Below are 20,039 nucleotides of genomic sequence, written 5' to 3'. Positions count from 1 at the left end.
TTAACACGTTTTAAGCTTCTGTGATAAAAATTACTGTTTCGTCCTCAGCGAAATTCTAATTTTGAAACATGATTCAAACACAATAATTATGAGCACGCAACCAAAAACATTCAATGAATTGATATCAGGAGATCAGCCTGTCTTGGTTGATTTTTTTGCCACTTGGTGTGGCCCTTGTCAGATGATGCAACCCATTCTACAAGATACAGCGAAGCAAGTTGGTGACAAGGTGAAAATCATCAAAGTAGATGTGGACAAAAATCAGTTGGCAGCAAGCAATTTCCAAGTTAGGGGTGTTCCGACTTTGATCCTTTTCCATAAAGGAGAAGTACTTTGGAGACAATCTGGTGTAGTGCCTGCACATCAATTGGTCAATGTGATTAATCAAAATGTGCCCGAAACTGTCTAAATGTGACAAAAGTCATTCAGTAAGTAATCTTGCATCTTTAATTTTGCATCAGTTATAAAACCAAAAATAATTAGAAAGCGAATATGAAAATCGAACAAATCTATACAGGATGTCTTGCTCAAGGAGCGTACTATATTGAATCAAATGGTGAAGCTGCTATCATCGATCCTTTGAGAGAGGTGCAGCCTTATATCGATCAAGCAGAAAAAAATAATGTGAAGATCAAGTATGTTTTTGAAACGCACTTCCATGCGGATTTTGTCTCAGGTCACCAAGATTTGGCAGCTAAAACAGGAGCAGATATCGTATTTGGTCCTACAGGGATGAAATTGGGTTTTGATGCCATTGTTGCAGAAGATGGGCAGGAGTTTAAAGTAGGGGATTTGACAATCAAATTGATTCATACTCCTGGACATACCATGGAAAGTTCTTGCTATCTTCTTTATAATGAGGAAGGTAAAGAAGAGGCCATATTCACAGGAGACACCTTGTTTATAGGTGATGTAGGACGTCCAGATTTGGCTCAAAAGGTAATTGCTGACTTGACACAAGACAAGCTTGCGGCTCACCTTTATGATTCATTGAGAAATAAAATCATGCCTCTTTCAGATGATTTGATCGTCTATCCAGCTCACGGAGCAGGTTCTGCTTGTGGTAAGAACATGAGTAAGGAGACATCAGATACCCTAGGGAATCAAAAGAAGACAAACTATGCGCTTCAGGAGATGACCAAAGAAGAGTTTATCAAAGAAGTGATTACAGGACTTACACCTCCACCGGCATATTTTCCTCAAAATGTCATGATGAATATCCAAGGATATGACAGCATTGACGAAGTTTTGAAAAGAGGAGTGAATCCACTTTCTCCAGCAGCTTTTGAAGCAGCAGCAAACGAAACTGGTGCTGTGGTATTAGATACAAGAGATGCTCAGGTATTTACCAAAGGGTTTATCCCAAATGCAATCAACATCGGCATCGATGGAAGTTTTGCAGTCTGGGTGGGAGCTATGATTCCTGACTTGAAGCAAGAGATTCTCATAGTTGCCGAGAAGGGAATGGAAGAGGAAGTGATCACGAGACTTGCTCGAGTAGGATATGATTATTCGATCGGTTATTTAGATGGAGGATTTGACTCTTGGAAAGCTGATGGAAGAGAAATAGATACGATTACATCGATATCAGTGGAAGAATTTGCTGCGATTCAAAAAAGTCAAGGAGAAGTAAATATTCTTGATGTTAGAAAAAACAGTGAGTTCCAAAGTGAACATGTGATTGGTGCTGAAAATGCACCCCTTGATTATATCAATGACAGCATGCTACAAGTGAATAAAAATAAAACATACTATGTTCATTGTGCTGGTGGTTATAGATCGATGATTTTTACATCAATTCTTAAGGCGAGAGGCTATGACAACTTGATCGACATCAATGGTGGATTTAAAGCCTTGAAGGAATCAGAAAAATTCAAAGTGAGTGACTACGTATGTCCTTCTACATTGCTGTAAGAAATTAGCTTTATTAGAATAGATTAAAATCACCATTTGGCAAAGCTTCGGCTTTGCCATTTTTACTTTAATGAGGGATAAGTGATTTTTGTCACTTTTTTCCAAAATTGAAAAGAGCAATTTTGAATATGATTCGAGTTTTCATTATCATCCTTCTATTTACTCAGTCATGGAATTCCTTGGCAGGTTCAGTTAACGATGATTTGGATAGTCTGAAGGTCAAAAAGACTTCATTAAAAGAAGATTTGAAAAGTGGGAATTTTGACTTTCATTTTAGATCATACTTGATGTCTACGATCAATTCGGGTGAGGTGATCAATTACGCCACACTTGCAGCTGGTGCGGGGATAGGTTATACCAGTCCAGAGTGGAATGGTCTTCAGTTTAGATTCAATGGCTTCTTTACTTATCAGGTCTTTGAAAATAATATTCGAATAGCTGATCCAATCACCGGAGGAGGGAATAGATATGAAATATTGCTGTATGACATGAATGATGTCGGAAATAGCAATAAGCTGGATAGACTCGAGGAGCTGTACTTGGCATATCGGAAAAATCGGGTCAAGTTGGTTTTGGGTAGGCAAAAGGTCATGACTCCACTGCTCAATGATCAGGATAATCGGATGAGGCCAAATGTCTTTCAGGGTTTGTCGGTGACGTATTCTGGGCTCAAGCTCAAAACCACTGCCATGTGGATCAATCAGGTTACAATCAGGGGTACAGTGGATTGGTATAGCATTGACGACTCGTTTGGAGTGTATAGCTTTGGTAGGAATCCATTTGGGGAGCCATCAAATTATAAAGGAAATATCAGTTCAAAAGGAATTGGTTTGTTGGGTTTGCAATATCATGATCAAGGGTTAACGGTACAAACTTGGAATTATACTGCCGAAAATGTGTTTAACATGAGCTTCGGACAGGTAGATTACACGATCAACTTTCCTCAAAGTACACGATTGCACCTGGGAGTTCAAGGATTTCATCAATTTGCGATCAATGATGGCGGGAATGCAAATAATCAATTGACCTATATCCTTCCTGATGAGAGTGCCTCAGGTATTGGAGCGAAAATTGGCCTCTTCAGAGGGAGTCATAGTCTTTCATTCAATTACTTGGGCATCAACGACAAAGGGAGGTTTCTGTTTCCTAGAGAATGGGGAAGAGAACAGCTTTACGCCAGTATGCCAAGAGAGCGCTATGAAGGTGCAGGAGGGATGAGCGCGTATGTAATCAAATATGATTTGGTTACGCCTGTAGAAGGGCTATTTGCACAAACGGGCGCTGGGCTGGTCAATCATTCATCGATGACTTCGTTTACGACCAATAAATACGGAATCCCATCTTACTATCATTTCACAGGAATGTTAGAATATAGATTCAAAAATTATTTTGAAGGATTTAATCTTCAATTTTTAGCAGTCAATAAATCTGCTAAACAGAGAAGTGGTCTTTTGGATAGCAATAAGATTAATAGAGTAGATATGTGGAACTTGAACTTCATTGTAGATTATAAGTTTTGATATGAAGGATGAAGGATGAAGGATGAAGGATGAAGGATTAAAATCTAAATCCAAGTGATAAAAAAAGAAAAGTAAATAACTAAAATTAATAAAGAAAAATGGAACAATTTATTGAATGGATCAGTCAGCCTTGGCCATGGTATGTAGCGGGGCCTCTGATAGGGCTTACTGTACCGATATTGCTGCTAGTAGGTAATAAATCTTTTGGTATATCTTCATCATTGAGACATGTGTGTGCCATGTGTGTACCTGCCAATATCCCTTTTTTCAAATACGATTGGAAAAAGGAAATGTGGAATATCGTGTTTGTGGTGGGTGTTTTATTGGGTGGTTTTGTAGCCACTACCTTCTTCTCAAATCCTGATATCATTGTGGTCGCAGAATCAACACAGAGAGACTTAGCGGCATTGGGAATCACAGATTACTCAAAATTATTACCTGTCGAGATTTTCTCTTGGGAGAATTTATTGACTGGAAAAGGTCTCCTTTTCTTTGTGATTGGAGGTTTTTTGGTAGGTTTTGGGACGAGGTATGCGGGAGGCTGTACTTCAGGTCACGCAATTATGGGAATTTCTTCATTACAGTGGCCTTCTCTGGTAGCGACAATCTTCTTTATGATTGGTGGTTTCTTGATGACTCACGTTTTATTAGAGCCTTTGATGAAAATGGTAGGATTTTAATTTTGAAATAAGATGAAAGTAGAAGAAAAAGTAAAAAACATAGATCCTGTAGAGTGTGAAGCACCAAATATGCAGGCAAATAGTGATGGATTATTGAAGTACTTGATCATAGGTATTTTATTCGGAGCAGTCTTCGTCAAGGCAGAAATCATTTCTTGGTTTAGAATTCAGGAAATGTTCAGGTTACAATCCTTCTTTATGTACGGTGTAATCGGTTCTGCGATAGTGGTTGGATTGGTTTCTATTCAATTGATCAAAAAGTTCAACATCAAAACTATGAAAGGGGAGACAGTTAATATCCCTAAAAAAGAATTTAGAAAAGGTCAGATTATCGGAGGATTTATCTTCGGTTTGGGTTGGGCTTTGACTGGAGCATGCCCAGGACCATTATTCGCTCAAATCGGAAGTGGATTCAGTGTTATCCTAGTAACCCTCCTGAGTGCAATAGCAGGTACATGGGTATACGGTAGGTTCTCTGACAAACTACCAAACTAATTTTATTTTGACTGTATGCAAAAAGCCACTCTGATATTCGGAGTGGCTTTTTTTAGCCAAAAACTCTTTTGATCACTACTCTAATTAGTAATATGGCTGCTAAAACGATGCTTCCTGCGATTATAAATTCCATTTTTTATTAACCTTGGAGTTTAATTTTTGTTACAAAAACCTTCTAATCTACCTTCTATGAATTTTAATCGATTGAACTGCCAAGAGAAAATTTGCATTAGCCTTATCTATAATCTGTTAGGATAAAGTAGTAAATTTCGAGCTTATTCACCTATTGATACCTATGACCATATTGCAAAAGAGAAGAGCAGCGTTGGGCAGTTTATTTTTTTTGGCAGGCTTGTGCTTTGCTTCTTGGGCTTCGCGCATTCCTGATGTACAGGCCAAATTCGAACTTTCAGAATCCCAATTGGGTACTCTTTTACTAGGCCTGCCAATTGGTTCTTTGGTAGCATTACCCTTGGCAGGGTGGCTCGTGCATCGCTACGGGAGTAAAATGGTGATTGTATTTGGTAGTGTGGGTTATATGATTTTTCTTCCGCTGATCGGATTTAGTAGTACCATCTGGACTTTAATTCCTTCAGTTGTATTTTTTGGGATGGTAGGTAACTTGATGAATATCTCTCTCAATACCCAAGCATTGGCTTTAGAAGATATGTATGGGAGGAGTATTTTGGCTTCTTTTCATGGACTTTGGAGTCTTGCAGGATTTACAGGAGCTGGAATTGGAGCAGGGATGATCTATTTTGATGTTTTACCAAAATTTCATTACCTGCTGATTTCAGTTTTGGTGTTGCTGATTATCATTATTTCTCAAGGATTACTGGTCAAAGAAGAAAAGCCTAAAGCTGGTGGAGGAATGGTACTAAAAAGGCCTGATGATCTCCTTTTGAGAATTGGGGGAATTGCTTTTTTAGGGATGTTGGCAGAAGGGTGTATGTTTGACTGGAGTGGTGTTTATTTCAAAAAAGTGGTCGATATCAATCCGAGTTTTGTCGCGATTGGTTATGTGACTTTTATGGCAGCGATGGCGTCGGGAAGATTTATTTCTGATCGTTTAAACAATCGATTTGGTCGATTGGTCATCCTTCGAGGAAGCGGGATTTTGATTTTTTCGGGGTTGATTATTGCTGTAGCTTTGCCAACTGCTTATCCAGCGATTTTTGGTTTTCTTTTAGTTGGTTTTGGTGTAGCCTCGATCATTCCCGTAGCTTATAGCGTCGCGGGGAGGTCAAAATTATATTCTCCAGGGGTAGCTTTGGCTATAGTCTCTACCATTTCTTTTTTCGGATTTTTGATCGGACCTCCTTTGATTGGGTTTATTGCAGATTTATCAAGTTTGAAAGCTTCATTTATCTTAATCGCACTAGCAGGATTGGGTATTACCTTGTTGGCAAGTATTCGTTTCCGAGTTTTTGAGAATATATAAGGCTTGCTGCTTATTGATATTATCTTTTGGAGGTATGGTGATTCATTGACGCAATTAGATTTGGGGTTTGTGTTCTTAGCAAGTGAATATTTTTTATATTCATGGCTGTCATGTGAGAAATATCACATTTTTCGAATATTGAAAAATGCAATTTTGTAGGTGTAATTAACCCAAAATAATGAAAAACCCATTCGAACCCTTTATCAAGCTCGTATCATTGATGGTCGCTTTATTGGTCATTGTAGCGTCATTTACGGCTCTTACGATCACCGGGATTCTCTTTATATACCAAGGAGGATCACTTCCAAAGCTCAATCTTGCGACTGAGAATACCGCAGAACTAGTTACAGAGGATACTTCTATTTCTTTGGCATTGATGAGTAGTGAAGGAATGTGGGCCGCCCCAAATTGGGATCTCGTGGAAGAGCAGTCTAATGCTGACCTGATCAAATATGGAAAAGAGTTGGTTGCTAACACGTCCGAGTATCTAGGGCCAAATGGTAAAGTGATGAAAATTTCTAATGGGATGAATTGTCAAAACTGCCATCTTAACGCGGGAACAGCACCATTAGGCAACAACTATTCAGGAGTGGCTGCAAATTATCCAAAAGTCAGAGCTAGATCAGGCCAATCCGAAGATATTCCTAAGCGAATCAATGATTGTTTTGAGCGAAGTTTGAATGGGGAAGGGCTCCCTGTTGACAGTAAAGAAATGCAGGCGATGGTAGCATATATGGAATGGTTGGGAAAGGATGTTGCTAAAGGAGAATCTCCCAAAGGAGTGGGGATTTATGAAATGGCATTCCTAGACAGACCAGCAAATCCAGTCGCTGGAAAAAGAGTTTACGATAATCAATGTACATCCTGTCATATGGAAGATGGTCAAGGAATGCCAAGGTTTGATGGCTTAGGATATACCTATCCACCACTTTGGGGTGAGCATAGTTATAATGATGGAGCGGGACTTTACCGAATGTCAAGATTTGCAGGATACGTCAAGGCGAATATGCCTTTGGGAGCAACCTATGAGCGTCCGATGTTGACTGATGAGCAAGCTTGGGATGTAGCTGCTTATGTAAACTCTATGGCTAGACCAAAGAAAGATATTACAAATGATTGGCCGGATATCAGTAAAAAGCCTGTTGATCATCCATTTGGCCCATTTTCGGATGGATTCTCAGAAGAACAGCATAAGTTTGGACCATTTCAGCCTATCAAAGAAGCTAAAGCACTGGCTGGTTTGAAATGAAAAAGATCATATTTTTCTTGGGTTTAACTTGGAGCTCGACTGCTTTTGGTCATGTAGATTTAGATTCTGTTAATGTTAAGACTAAGCTCAATTGGACTTTAGGCACAAGGAGTTTTTTCATGTCAACAACCTATTATGATGACTTTAAAAATGATTTTTCTTGGGCCCAATCAGCCTTTGTAAAACTCGAAACACCAGCATATAAAGGTTTTTCTATTTCTGGAAGATATGCCATTTTTGGTAAAATCCTAAGTTCTGATTTAGTTGCTCGAGATCCGATCACTGGAGGGCGAAATAGGTATGAAGCGGGATTACTCGATGTGACAGATTTGGGTAATAATTATTTTGGTCGAGTGGAGGAATTTCAGCTCAAATTCAAAACAGAGCTATTGTCATTTGCTGCTGGGAGGATGCCGATTAATACCGCTTTGATCAACCCACAAGATGGGCGATTGTCCCCTACATTTGTAGAGGGATTATTTGTGAATTTCACTCCTGACAGATTCAATACAGCTACGCTAAATTACATTTCAAGTATTTCCCCTAGATCAACTTCCTCCTGGTTTGGAATAGGAGAATCAATGGGTTTGTACCCGATTGGTTTAGATACAGAGGGGAACCCATCGGCGTATATTGGAAATGTGAATAGCGATTTCATATCTGTTTTTGATTGGAAGCATGTAGTGGAGGAAGATGCTTTTTCCTTTGAATTTAATCATACCTATGTACAAAATATTTCTAGTACGTTTCTCACTCAATTCCAAAGAGACTGGAAATTGGCAAATTCAAAAAGATTGGTTTCAGGGCTTCAGATTATGTTCCAGCATGGAATCAAAGACGGAGGAAATGAAAACGCGTTATTACGCTACAAAGACCCGTACGACGAAAACTGGATTTTAGGTGTACGGATTGGGATGAAGTCTCCAAAATCTACTTGGCATCTTAATTTTACCCATATCGGAGGAAAGGGAAGATACCTTAGTCCTAGAGAGTGGGGCAGAGATCCATTTTTCACCTTTATCCCAAGAGAAAGAAACGAAGGTTTCAGTGAGGTGACAGCCGTGACTGCGTATTACGAGAGTAGGTTTAGCGAAAAAGGGCTAGTATTTTATGGGCATGCTGGTTTACATTTTCTACCTAAAGCGAATACCTTCAAGATCAATAAATATGCTTTTCCTTCCTATGCTCAAGGGAATCTGGGAGTTAAATACACTCCTGAAGCTTGGGGGCGAGGTTTAGATTTTCATGGATTGATTTTGACTAAATTGGCCTTAGAAAAAGAAGAATTGATGCCGGGATGGATTTACAATAAAGTCAATCTTGTCCATGTCAATTTGATTGCGAATTATACGATACAATGGAAATAACGAAAAAGATTACGTCAGCTGAATTTGAAAAACTACTTGAGGAAAACCCTGCAGTCTTGATTTATTTTTATCAGGAATCTTGTGGTGTATGTAAGATACTTTTCCCGAAAGTAAAGGAATTAATCGAGCAGGATTTTCCTAAAATGGAAATGCTCGTATTTGAAGCGATTCAAAATAAAGAGTTGGCTGCTCAGTTGAGGATGCTTTCTGTACCAGGAATCATGATATTTTTTGAGGGCAAAGAGTTCTTCCGATCAAACGGGCTTGTTACGACTGGGGAGTTGAGGGCGAAAATTGGAAGACTGTATGAGATGTTTTTCTAAGCTTATTTTGCGTCGGTTAGCTTGTGAAGTTCTTTATAGAATCCTCTTCTGATTGGGATTGTATATTCATCTATTTGAAGTTCTTTGGAATTGAAAGATGAAATATGCTGCACATTTACCATATATGACTTATGAACTCTCACGAATGTGGTATGAGGTAGATCTCCCAAAACATCTTTAAGGATATCTCGAATCAAATAGGTTTTTGATCGGGCAAAAACTTTTGTATATAGTCCATCTGCCTTTAAAAATAGAATATCATAGATAGGGACTGGTACTAAGAAACCTTTATCTCTGATTTTTAAGGTGTTTTTAGTAGATGAAATCTGCTTTGTGTTTTCGTTTTCCTTCAATTTTTCAAGTCCTAGAAAAATTGCTGATCTAAGGCTTTCGATTGTAAACGGTTTGAGGAGGTATCCATCATACATTATTTTTGAAATCCGCTCCAGAATTGATTTGTCTGAATAAGCCGTTAAAAATACAATTGGAATATTGAGTTTGTCTTTCAGCTTATAGCAAAGGTCAATGCCATCCAGGTCGCCTTGTATCAAGACATCCATCAAAATTAGATCGGCAGATCCATCAATGAAATAATCTAGAACGTCAATAGCATTATTAAAAATGCCTACAACATCATATTCAAGATTGATAAGGATCTCTTGGATATTCAATGCTAATTCGTGTTCATCTTCTACTATCAATATTTTTTTCATATCATTTCATTATAAATTCACTGCAATAAAGTCTTAAAAATGAAAGATTAAAATAATCGGTATTGAAAAGTAAATTAAATGAACACACAGCAAATTATTATGCATTTACTTTACATTCTCAAAAAAAATGTATGGAAAGAAGTTCAATTATACTCGAGGCAATAGGCAAAGCATACTTTACTTTACAAAGCCACAAAAAGTTAAAGGACTCCATTCCACAGATTTTAGAACATCTTGGAATCGCCACAGATGTAGATAGAGTGTATATTTTTAAGAACCATTATGATGTAAATGGAGACTTTTGCATGACCTACACCTATGAATGGAGTGCGCCTGGGGTAAGTCCACAAATTGAATTCGAGTATTTGCAAAATCTACCTTGGTCGGTTTTTTCTGAAATGGAAAAAGAACTTAGGAATAATCGAGTGATTAATGAATTAGTTCGCAATACTCAAAATGGAGATTTTTATGATGCCATGGTTGAGCAAGGGATATTGTCTTATTTATTTGTCCCCATATTTTCTGGAGGGGACTTTTGGGGTTACATAGGGTTTGATAATTGTAGGTCTGAAAAGCTGTATTCAGATCAGCAAGCATTAGCCTTGCATGCCTTTGCTTCCACATTAGGGACGACCATCCTTGCCAAAAAGCAAAAAAAGAAGCTCTTGAAAAGCAGAAAAAGTTATCTCAACTTAGTCAATAGTGTAAAAGATATCATCTTTAAAATAGATTTATCAGGGAATTGGTCTTTTTTAAACAAATCATGGGAGTCTATTTCAGGCTATCAGGTAGATGAATCAATAGGCAGAAAAGCCTTTGAATTTTTTGACCCCTCTTTGCAAGCTGAGATATGTAAAGATTTTGATTCTTTACTTTCTGGTAGCAAAACAGAGGCAGAAGGAGAGCTTAGGTTGCTTACCAAAGACAATAATCTTGTATGGGTGAAACTCCAAGTTAATACGCTTAAAGATTCTCAAGGTATGGTAACTGGTATTTCGGGGACTTTAGTTAATATCAATCATGAAAAATCAATTCAAGTTGACCTCCAAAAAAGTGAAGAGGATCTACAAAGGCTAAATGAACTTCTGCAAGCAGTAAATGAAACTCAGCTTAGTTTTTTCCTTGAGGAAGATTTTCAAAGCCCTCTCGATACCCTTCTATACAAGATTTTGAATATTACAGGAAGTAGTTTTGGGTTTATAGGTGAGGTTTTACATGATGAAAATGGCCTACCATATCTCAAAAGCCATACTATCTCAAACATTTCGTGGTCAGAAGAAATAAGTCAATTTTATCAGCAAAATTTCAGAGTTGGCATTGAGTTTAGGAACTTGGAAACGTTGTTTGGAGAATCTCTGAAAACAGGTGAATTAGTAATATCCAATGATGTACCAAATGATCCAAGGTCTGGTGGTACGCCAGCAGGTCATCCACCCTTACTGCGCTATATTGGGATTCCTGTTCATAAAGGAGATGAATTTCTAGGCTTGATGGGATTTGCCAATAAGGATTCGGATTATTCTATTGAAGATGCAAATTTCCTTCAGCCCCTAATATCTGGTTATGCTAATCTTATCAAGGCAATCCGAATCAATAGGCTTAAGAAAGAATCTGATCTGCTACGTCAAAAAGCTGATGAGAATTATAAGCTAGTATCCGAAAATACAGGAGATATAATAGCACTTCATAATTTAGATTTGAGTTTTAAGTTTATTTCTCCTTCTGTAGAAAAAGTCTTAGGCTATAAGCCTGAGGAATTGATTGGTAAAATTCCGAATCAAGTTTTTGGATTACAGGATGATTTGATCTCTAGGAAAATAGAAGAACAGTTTACTGTAGTTGTGCCTCACAAGAATAAGACTACTAACAACATTGTTTTTTTAGAAATATTGATGACTCCACTAAAGGATGAAACTGGCAATGTATATTCTATACTTGCTACATCCAGAGATGTCACTGAAAGAGAAAAAATGTTGGAAGAGCTAAAAGAGTCTCTCGTCAGAGAAAAAGAGCTCAATCAGCTTAAATCAAGATTTATTTCTATGACATCTCACGAATTTAGGACACCCTTAGCCACTATCATGAGCAGTACGGAGCTCTTAGGGATGATACTAGATCGAGGAGGAGATGATAGTATGCTAAAGGAAAGGTCTCAAACACATATTAGCAGGATCAATGCTCAAATAAAGCGATTAACTGCTATCATATCTGATCTTTTGGTTTTAGAAAAAAGTGCACAGGATAAAATAGTAATAACCCACCAGGAAGTAGCGATTAATAAATTTGTACGAAATGTAGTTGATAATCATGTCAATGATATGGGAAGTAAAATTGATGCAGATATCTCGGACGAAGACATTATCATCTATACCGACCCTACTTGGTTGTCTCATATCATCAATAATCTGATCGATAATGCAGTTAAATACTCCCTGCATGCAGGTCAGCATCCCAAAGTGACGGTAGAAAGATCTGGAAAAGATGTTTTGATCAAAGTCAAAGACTATGGGATTGGAATACCGAAAAATGATCACAAATATATTTTCGGTTCTTTTTTCAGAGCGAAAAATGTAACCAATATAAAAGGTACAGGGCTAGGGCTAAATATTGTAAAGGAGTTTATAAATAAACTTGGTGGTGAAGTTAGCTTCACTAGCCAAGAGGGAAAAGGCGCTACATTCATCTTAAAACTACCTTATGAAAATTAAAATATTGCTTGTTGAAGATGAGTTAGATTTAAGGGAAAACCTGAGAGATATCCTTGAAATAAATGAATTTGAAGTGATAGAAGCTGAGCATGGTCAAGAGGGACTAGAAAAACTCTTGGCCTTATCACCTGACCTGATTATCTCAGATGTCATGATGCCCGTGATGGACGGATATGAATTCTTAGAGAAGGTGAGGAGTATAGATCAATATGCGAATCTGCCATTTATTTTCTTAACAGCAAAAGTAGAAAAATGTGATTTAAGAAGAGGAATGGAAACTGGAGCAGAAGATTACCTCACAAAACCTATTCAAGCTAAAGATCTTCTAAGTGCAATTAATATAGCTCTTAATAAAAAATGGAATCGAGACTCTTGGCTTCAGCAAAAAGTGCAAGAAGTTCTTTTGGAAGAAAGAAATATCAAATATCACGAGTTGAGAACACCACTATTTGGCTTGATGTCATTATTACAAATATTGAAGGATTCACTTGGGATTTTAAGTGAAGAAGATTTGAAAGAGTTGCTGGATAAAGCAATTATTTCTGCTGATAGGCTAAATTTCAGCTTGTTGAATTTATCAAGATATCAAAATATCGAAAAAGCAGAACCTGAAAGGGTTTGGATACCATCTGTCAAATCAATGATTACAAAAAGGCTAGTTTCTAACGATAAAAAGATTCAACACAGTTTGATTGGACTAGACTTTGGATGTTGGTTTGATATCAAGCATTTTGACTTCATAGTTGAAGAACTGGTAAGCAACGCCAATAAATTTAAAGATGGAGATTTGATAAATATTGAATTATCTCCTTCAAAAATTAAAGTTTCAAATAACCAAATGATTCTTGATACCCCTCAACAAATAGTCCCGAAAGCATTTTCTCAAATAAGGCGAAAATACTTCGAGCAACAAGGTCTCGGCTTAGGCTTGTATTTAGCATCTGAATATGCTAAAAAAAATCAAGGGATTTTGAAAGCGAAAGCAGATACAGATTTGAGGTTTTGTGTAGAGCTGATTCTACCTCAAGAGTAGGGTCAAAATGATTAAGAAGGGAATAGCTGATTTTTCAACTTTTTACTTTCTACAATTAATTTTTCGGAAAGATCGAGTAAACTTTGGATATCTACCGGTTTTTGAAGTATCGAGTCGAAAACTGAAATATTGTTATTTGATATATCAATGAAACCTGCGGTGATAGCTATGATTGGAGTAAGTGACTTATTTGAAGCAAGTCTGATTTTTTCCGCCATTGCGTATCCGTCTAATTTAGGCATCATTAAATCTGTTATTACCAAATCAATGTCATGATTATTGGACTGAAATTTAGTAAGTCCATCTTGCCCGTTTTCTGCTAAAATTATTTCAAAACCTGCAGATATGAAATTATGAGACAAAACACATCTTATTACAGCATCATCTTCAACTATTAGAACTTTCACTCTTATATTTTTCTTTTACTAAACAAAAAAAGATGAAAAAACCTTAAGTAGTTTTAAAATGGATTGATTTGTAAATTAAAGGAAGTGAAATTTTTGAAAATGGAAAAACGCTCTGAAAAATGAATTGAAAAAGCCCGTAAAGTTAACTTTACGGGCTTTTAAAATATGTTTTTGGTATTATTTTGTTCTCTCCACTGTAACTTGATCTAAGCCACGTTTCTTCAAAAGTGCATCGATTTTCGGTTCTGCACCGCGGAAGTTAACGTACATTTTCATTGGTTCGTCAGTTCCGCCTTTTTCCAAGATTTCTTTTCTGAAAGCTTGGGCTTTTTCTTGATTGAATAGGTCTGTTTCTTTGAAAGCTTGGAATGCATCCATATCCAATACGCCTGACCAAATGTAACTGTAGTACCCAGAAGAATACCCACCTGCGAAAATATGCTGGAAGTAAGGACTTCTATATCTAGGAATAATCTCATCTATCAGTCCGATTTTTTCCATTGAAGCTTTTTCAAATGAATCAGCGTCTATCGTGATGTTTTCAGCTTGTGTGTGGTAATCCAAATCCATCAAGGAAGCAGCCAAGTATTCGGTTGTACCAAAGCCCTGTCCGAATGTACCACTGTTGGTCAATTTGGCGATCAACTCGTCAGGAATTACTTCGCCAGTTTCATAATGAAAAGCATATTGCTTCATTACAGTTGGCTCAGTGGCCCAGTTTTCCATCACCTGAGAAGGGAGTTCTACAAAGTCTCTTGGAACCGATGTGCCAGCTAAACTTTGGTATTGAACATTGGAGAGTAAGCCGTGAAGTGCGTGTCCAAATTCGTGGAAGAAGGTAGTCACTTCGTCAAATGTCAATAGTGCAGGAGTATCTCCTGAAGGTCTTGAGAAATTACAAACGATAGAGATAACGGGTGCTTTTCTTACACCATTTTCAGTTTTCTGAGATCTATATGAAGTCATCCATGCGCCACCTCTTTTGGAAGCTCTAGGATGGAAATCCATATAAATTACACCCACGTGCGTCCCGTCAGCTTCTTTGACTTCGTAAGCTTTTGCGTCAGGATGGTAAACAGGGATATCTTGAATTTCTTCAAAGGTCAAGCCCCAAAGATTTTTCACGACCATGAATACGCCTTCCTGAACTTTAGGAAGAGAGAAATATGGTTTGATTTCTTGCTCGTCAAGATCGAATTTTTGCTTACGCAGTTTTTCTTCATAATATCTCCAATCGTAAGGCTCGATTTGAAAATCTTTGCCTTCAGATTTTACGAGCATCTGCATTTCATCTCTTTCTACTTTAGCTTTAGCCAATGCGGGTGCCCAAAGTTGATTCAAGAGGTTGTATACATTGTCTGCAGTTTTTGCCATGGATTCTTCCAAGACATAATCCGCATGGGTGTTGTAGCCCAGTAATTGTGCTTTTTCTCTTCTTAAATTTGCTGTTTCGATCAATCCAGCTTTGTTGTCATATTCATTGCCTTGGTCAGCTCTGTTTTTGTACGCTTCCCAGATTTCTTTTCTCAGTTCTCTGTTTTCAGCATACTGAAGGAAAGGCATGATGCTTGGATTTTGTAAGGTGAAAACCCATTTTCCTTCTTCTCCAGCTGCTTTCGCATCTTCAGCGGCAGCATCTATCTGTCCTTGTGGGAGACCCGCTAGGTCTGCTTCATTGTCAATTACCAATTTGTAGGCATTGGTTTCTGCCAATAGATTTTGTCCAAATTGTAAAGTAAGAGATGACAATCTGCTGTTGATTTCTCTTAGTTTTTCTTTATCAGCTTCATTCAAATTTGCTCCATTTCTTACAAAAGATTTGTAAGTCTTCTCAAGAAGCATTTGCTGTTCTGCATTTAGTCCAAGTTCATCTTTTTTATCCCAAACTGCTTTCACACGCGCAAATAACTTTTCGTTCAAAGAAATATTGTCACTGTGGGCTGAAAGTTCAGGAGCCATTTCTTTGGCAATTGCCTGAATTTCTTCGTTGGTGTTGGCAGAATTAAGATTTCCAAACACGCGAGAAGCTTTCCCAAGGAGCTCTCCAGAATATTCCATCGCCTCGATGGTGTTTTGGAATGTTGGTTCTTCTGAATTATTGACAATTGCATCAATTTCAGCCTGCTGCTGCGTGATGCCTTCTCTCAAAGCAGGAGCGAAGTGCTCGTTTTTGATTTTGTCAAAAGGAGGGACTTCGAAAGGCGTATTATAAGCCTCAAAGAATGGATTCATAGATTCTGTTTTTTCGTCTGCTGAACCACAAGCATAAAGCATGGTGGCAGTTGCGGCTAGCGCAAGAATTGTTTTTTTCATAGGTGATGATATTTGGGTTACCTGCACAAATATATGAAAATTTAGCCTCCGATGAATTTAGAGCCCGAAGTAGTGGTCCAAATGTATTTTATACAAATAGATTGTCTTCGGTGATAGCAAACCCTACCTTTGTAATTCAAATTATGTTCTAAGAATGATAAGAATTAGCGTTGTCATTAGAATGATAGCAGGAGTCTTTTTCTTCTGTTTTCAAGCTTTGGCGCAAGAAAAGCAGCCTTATGTGATTCTCATCTCTTTAGATGGGTATAGGTATGATTATACAGAGCGATTTCAACCTGAAAATCTTGTGCGATTTATCGAAAAGGGTGCAGCAGCCGAATTTATGATTCCTTCTTTTCCTACAAAGACATTTCCAAACCATTACAGCATTGCGACAGGAATGAAGCCTGAAAATCATGGATTGGTCAACAATGCTTTTTATGACTCTAGAAAAGATAAGGTTTATAGTATCAGAGATAGAAGTATTGTGGAGGACGGTTATTGGTATGGAGGCATCCCACTTTGGGTGCTTGCTGAGCAAAATGGACTAAAAGCCGCGAGTTATTTTTTTGTAGGGTCAGAGGCAGATGTGCAAGGTGTTCGACCAAGTTTTTATCATAATTACGATGCGGGGATTTCTAATTTGACGAGAATTTCTAAGGTTTTTGAATGGCTGGATTTGCCAGAAGAAGAACGTCCTAGGATGATTACCTTATATTTCTCTGATATGGATGATGCCGGACATGCTTACGGCCCGAATAATGATGAACAAATATCCAAGAGATTAAAGAAATTGGATCACGAGCTTGGAGCTTTGTTTGAAGGCTTAGAAAGTTTTGATTTGGATATCCAAATCTTCATCGTTTCTGATCACGGAATGGTCAATGTGCCCAAGCAAAATCTGCTCAATTTGGATCATATTACTGAAGAAATAGCAGCTAAAGTTGTAAATAATGGTGCGATGGCACATTTGTACTTGGATAACCCACTAGAGATAGAAGAAGTCTATATCAAACTTTCGCAAAAAGAGGGGCCATTTAATGTTGTAAAGGTGAAGGATAAGCAATATTATAAAAATACTGAAACTTACGCAGATCGCCTTGGTCACATTTTGATTATGCCTGATTTAGGATTTTATCTCGGAACTACTCCTGATATAGTGAAATATCAAAATCGATCTGGACTCTTGAAAACAGACGTTTTTGGAGAGCATGGATTTAGTCCCGAGTACAAAGAAATGGGGGCTATATTTTACGCCAAAGGTTCAAAAATCAAAGAAGGAAAAACGATAAAGCCATTTCAAAATATCCATATTTACCCATTGATCGCACAGATTTTGGGTTTACCTATTCCGCATGAAATCGATGGGGATTTTGAAGTTTTAAAAGAGATATTGAAAGATGACAAGTGAGAAAAAAGAAATAGAGAGTAGGGAAGAGGTGTCTCTTTTGGTTAGGGGTTTTTATGCCAAAATCAGGGTACATGCTGAATTGGGTCCGATTTTCAATGGAATCGTGGAGGATTGGGAGCAGCATCTAGAGCGATTGACTGATTTTTGGGAGATGGTATTGTTACAAACTGGTCCGGGAGCAGGTAAGTTTAATCCCGTCCCCGTTCACAAGGAAGTGGACAACCGTGTGAACAATGAAATCGAACAGCGTCATTTTGGGAATTGGCTGGAGCTTTGGTTTGAGACGATAGATTCAAAATTCGAAGGAGTAGTTGCCGATTACGCAAAAAATCATGCGCGTAAAATGGCTCACATCTTATTTTTCAAAATATTGGAGGGTAGAGGGCATCAATAGTTTTTAAAATATTGAGCAAAAAAAAAGCGATCAAATGCCCTATTAAAGACACTTGATCGCAGGTAAGTAGTAGTTTGAGTCGGTTAATGTTTATACTGAAATCAACTTAAAGTGAAAATCAGTTTGTTCTCTTTTCGTAAATGAAATTTCTCTTCTTAGGTGATAAAAAGCTTCTAGAAGTAATGCACTTTCAATTTTACCAGCATCGATAGCTTTAAAACCAATAAGTTCAATTAGTTTTTTTACCCTCAACTTGTCTGTGCCTTCTTCTCCGCAATAGTAGGTTTCTTTGATCATCCCTAACATGTCTGATTTTGGGTAATCAAGTCCAAGGTTATTGAATGCTTTGTAGATCAAAGGTTCTCCGCCGATACTTTCTTGTATAAAAGTCGTGTTGCAATAGAAATATTTATTGTAAGCACTATTGGTGCAATCGATCAGTAATTTCCCTTTTAAATCCACTTTTTTTAATGCTTCACAGACATTGACAAGATTATCATTGTCACAACAAATCATGATAATGTCAGATTGCTCTATAGCTTCTTGATATCCAAAAACCTTGTCCATATACATGTTTAGGATTTTCCATTCTACATCTTTGGCCTCGAAGCCCTGACGGACTCCAAAGACTACTTTGGCACCGGTAGACAAATATTTATTGCCCAAAGTACTCGCCAGTTTCGTTCCTCCTATTATCCCTAGATTCATACACAGTAGTTTTTTCGTCAATTGACGAAGGTTCAATTTTAGCTGAATTTCAAACAAGTTTTGCATTACTTTTAATTGTTTAAAATTGGCAGATCTTGCTTGAAAGTGTTGAAAATTAGAAATTAAATGCTCGATTACAAAATAAAATACTGAAAAAAATAAATAAAATACATGAAATACGATTGTGACTATTTGAAATTCATAAAAACATACTTAAAATTTTGATTATTTATTATTGGTAAATGTGTAAATCATTGTTTTTAAGTATTTTGAGATTAAACATATCGTTATTTATTGAAAAAATATTTACAATTTTAGGCGTTTGCGAGAAGGACTTTCGTATATCCTTCTTAAATATTAATCATGAAATTTTACAAGCACTATTTACTTTTCACAATTCTTTCCATTGCTACTTTTTCCTGCTCTTTCAAAGGGATTAACAGAAGTAAGGAAATCACATACATGGAAAAAGGATTTTTGGAAAACTTGCCAGAGAAGCATTTGAATGTATTCTCGCCTAAAAAGGCAGATGGAACGAATCCGGTTTTAATTTTTATACATGGAGGAAGTTGGAATTCTGGCAGCAAGGATATCTATAATTTCTTTGGTTCAAGGTTGGCAAGGAAAGGAATAGTCGCTGTGATCATCGATTATCCTCTCAGTCCAGACTATCAAGTACATGAAATGGCCAAAGCATCTGCCCAAGCGGTGAACTGGACAAGTGAAAATATCCAAGCCTACGGAGGTGATCCTGATAGGATATTCGTCTCAGGACATTCTGCTGGTGGACATTTGGCGAGTTTGATTTCCGTGAGAGATGAATATTTTGATACTTTGGGTGTGGAAAATCCTATCAAAGGAACAGTCTTAATTGACGCTGCCGGATTGGATATGTATTGGTTTTTGAAAGAGATGGATTACGCACCAGGGACAAAATACCTTAAAACTTTCACTGATGATCCTCAGGTGTGGAAAGATACTTCTCCGGTTTACTTTTTGGACGATAAAGATCCGCCCATGCTGATCATGATGGGAGGGAAGACACTTACGAGTATTGAAAAGACCACAGAAAGGTTTTTGAAGGAATACAAAAAGATAAACCCTGAGCCCAACTTCCACCTTCAAAAAAACAAGAAACACGCCCCGATGATTATCCAATTTATTTATACTCCCAACAAGGCTTATAAATGGATTGAAGATTTTATGGAGGGGAAATGATTGGCTGAGAGTAGTATGGTTACATGTAGTAATTGTTCAAGTCTTCAGACCTGCCCGATGTAGGCGGGCTTGGACCAAATACATTACAGTCTTCAGACTGTGGAAAATGCAGTCTGAAGACTGTGATAATAGTAGTCCAAGACAA

General features: G+C 37.5%; 18 protein-coding genes. 14 read left to right on the top strand and 4 right to left on the bottom strand.

Annotated features, from left to right (window positions below):
- The first annotated feature begins 88 nt into the window (after window positions 1-88).
- The 9 genes from trxA (at window position 89) to IEV57_RS13765 (ending at window position 8,989) form a co-directional block, all read left to right on the top strand.
- Entirely contained in the window at window positions 89-409 is a 321-nt protein-coding gene (gene trxA / locus IEV57_RS13805) for a thioredoxin (protein ID WP_188443627.1), read from the top strand.
- Between the two features lie 83 nt (window positions 410-492).
- Complete coding sequence (locus IEV57_RS13800; protein ID WP_188443626.1) at window positions 493-1,914, top strand: MBL fold metallo-hydrolase; 1,422 nt, start codon at window positions 493-495, stop codon at window positions 1,912-1,914.
- A 107-nt stretch (window positions 1,915-2,021) separates the two neighbouring features.
- On the top strand, window positions 2,022-3,434 hold the full coding sequence (locus IEV57_RS13795) for an OprD family outer membrane porin (RefSeq protein ID WP_229744483.1): 1,413 nt from the start codon (window positions 2,022-2,024) through the stop codon (window positions 3,432-3,434).
- 98 nt (window positions 3,435-3,532) lie between these two features.
- Window positions 3,533-4,114, top strand: coding sequence for a YeeE/YedE family protein (locus IEV57_RS13790; protein ID WP_188443625.1), 582 nt, complete (start codon window positions 3,533-3,535; stop codon window positions 4,112-4,114).
- A gap of 12 nt (window positions 4,115-4,126) precedes the next feature.
- A complete protein-coding gene (locus IEV57_RS13785) occupies window positions 4,127-4,609 on the top strand; it encodes a DUF6691 family protein (protein WP_188443624.1) in 483 nt (160 codons plus the stop codon).
- Between the two features lie 295 nt (window positions 4,610-4,904).
- A complete protein-coding gene (locus tag IEV57_RS13780; RefSeq protein WP_188443623.1) occupies window positions 4,905-6,050 on the top strand; it encodes an MFS transporter in 1,146 nt (381 codons plus the stop codon).
- 178 nt (window positions 6,051-6,228) lie between these two features.
- Window positions 6,229-7,299, top strand: coding sequence for a c-type cytochrome (locus IEV57_RS13775; RefSeq protein ID WP_188443622.1), 1,071 nt, complete (start codon window positions 6,229-6,231; stop codon window positions 7,297-7,299).
- A complete protein-coding gene (locus IEV57_RS13770) occupies window positions 7,296-8,666 on the top strand; it encodes a hypothetical protein (RefSeq protein WP_188443621.1) in 1,371 nt (456 codons plus the stop codon). The genes IEV57_RS13775 and IEV57_RS13770 overlap by 4 nt, the downstream gene beginning before the upstream one ends.
- Window positions 8,657-8,989, top strand: coding sequence for a thioredoxin family protein (locus tag IEV57_RS13765; protein WP_188443620.1), 333 nt, complete (start codon window positions 8,657-8,659; stop codon window positions 8,987-8,989). The genes IEV57_RS13770 and IEV57_RS13765 overlap by 10 nt, the downstream gene beginning before the upstream one ends.
- A 2-nt stretch (window positions 8,990-8,991) precedes the next feature.
- Here IEV57_RS13765 and IEV57_RS13760 read toward each other — a convergent pair whose 3' ends face one another.
- Window positions 8,992-9,702: a LytR/AlgR family response regulator transcription factor gene (locus IEV57_RS13760; RefSeq protein ID WP_188443619.1), complete on the bottom strand. Its 711-nt coding sequence runs from the start codon at window positions 9,700-9,702 to the stop codon at window positions 8,992-8,994.
- A 131-nt stretch (window positions 9,703-9,833) separates the two neighbouring features.
- On the opposite strand from IEV57_RS13760, the gene IEV57_RS13755 reads away from it, so the two are divergent.
- Together IEV57_RS13755 and IEV57_RS13750 are read left to right on the top strand one after the other, a co-directional pair.
- Complete coding sequence (locus IEV57_RS13755; RefSeq protein ID WP_188443618.1) at window positions 9,834-12,410, top strand: PAS domain S-box protein; 2,577 nt, start codon at window positions 9,834-9,836, stop codon at window positions 12,408-12,410.
- Entirely contained in the window at window positions 12,400-13,443 is a 1,044-nt protein-coding gene (locus IEV57_RS13750) for a hybrid sensor histidine kinase/response regulator (protein ID WP_188443617.1), read from the top strand. The genes IEV57_RS13755 and IEV57_RS13750 overlap by 11 nt, the downstream gene beginning before the upstream one ends.
- An 11-nt stretch (window positions 13,444-13,454) precedes the next feature.
- Here the strand turns inward: IEV57_RS13750 and IEV57_RS13745 are convergent, their stop codons facing one another.
- Together IEV57_RS13745 and IEV57_RS13740 are read right to left on the bottom strand one after the other, a co-directional pair.
- On the bottom strand, window positions 13,455-13,850 hold the full coding sequence (locus tag IEV57_RS13745) for a response regulator (RefSeq protein ID WP_188443616.1): 396 nt from the start codon (window positions 13,848-13,850) through the stop codon (window positions 13,455-13,457).
- A gap of 177 nt (window positions 13,851-14,027) precedes the next feature.
- Complete coding sequence (locus IEV57_RS13740) at window positions 14,028-16,163, bottom strand: M3 family metallopeptidase (protein WP_188443615.1); 2,136 nt, start codon at window positions 16,161-16,163, stop codon at window positions 14,028-14,030.
- A gap of 154 nt (window positions 16,164-16,317) precedes the next feature.
- On the opposite strand from IEV57_RS13740, the gene IEV57_RS13735 reads away from it, so the two are divergent.
- Together IEV57_RS13735 and IEV57_RS13730 are read left to right on the top strand one after the other, a co-directional pair.
- On the top strand, window positions 16,318-17,574 hold the full coding sequence (locus tag IEV57_RS13735) for an alkaline phosphatase family protein (RefSeq protein WP_188443614.1): 1,257 nt from the start codon (window positions 16,318-16,320) through the stop codon (window positions 17,572-17,574).
- A complete protein-coding gene (locus tag IEV57_RS13730; protein WP_188443613.1) occupies window positions 17,564-17,968 on the top strand; it encodes a group III truncated hemoglobin in 405 nt (134 codons plus the stop codon). Before IEV57_RS13735 ends, IEV57_RS13730 begins: the two co-directional genes overlap by 11 nt.
- A 90-nt stretch (window positions 17,969-18,058) precedes the next feature.
- Here IEV57_RS13730 and IEV57_RS13725 read toward each other — a convergent pair whose 3' ends face one another.
- Window positions 18,059-18,676 (bottom strand): NADPH-dependent F420 reductase, encoded by a 618-nt coding sequence (locus IEV57_RS13725; RefSeq protein WP_188443612.1) that lies wholly within the window; start codon window positions 18,674-18,676, stop codon window positions 18,059-18,061.
- Window positions 18,677-19,039: 363 nt separating this feature from the next.
- On the opposite strand from IEV57_RS13725, the gene IEV57_RS13720 reads away from it, so the two are divergent.
- Window positions 19,040-19,894: an alpha/beta hydrolase gene (locus IEV57_RS13720; protein WP_188443611.1), complete on the top strand. Its 855-nt coding sequence runs from the start codon at window positions 19,040-19,042 to the stop codon at window positions 19,892-19,894.
- The last annotated feature ends 145 nt before the right edge of the window (window positions 19,895-20,039 follow it).

The organism is Belliella aquatica (assembly GCF_014637795.1).
Classification (GTDB): Bacteria; Bacteroidota; Bacteroidia; order Cytophagales; family Cyclobacteriaceae; genus Belliella; species Belliella aquatica.
This window is presented reverse-complemented; position numbering and strand designations above follow the sequence as displayed.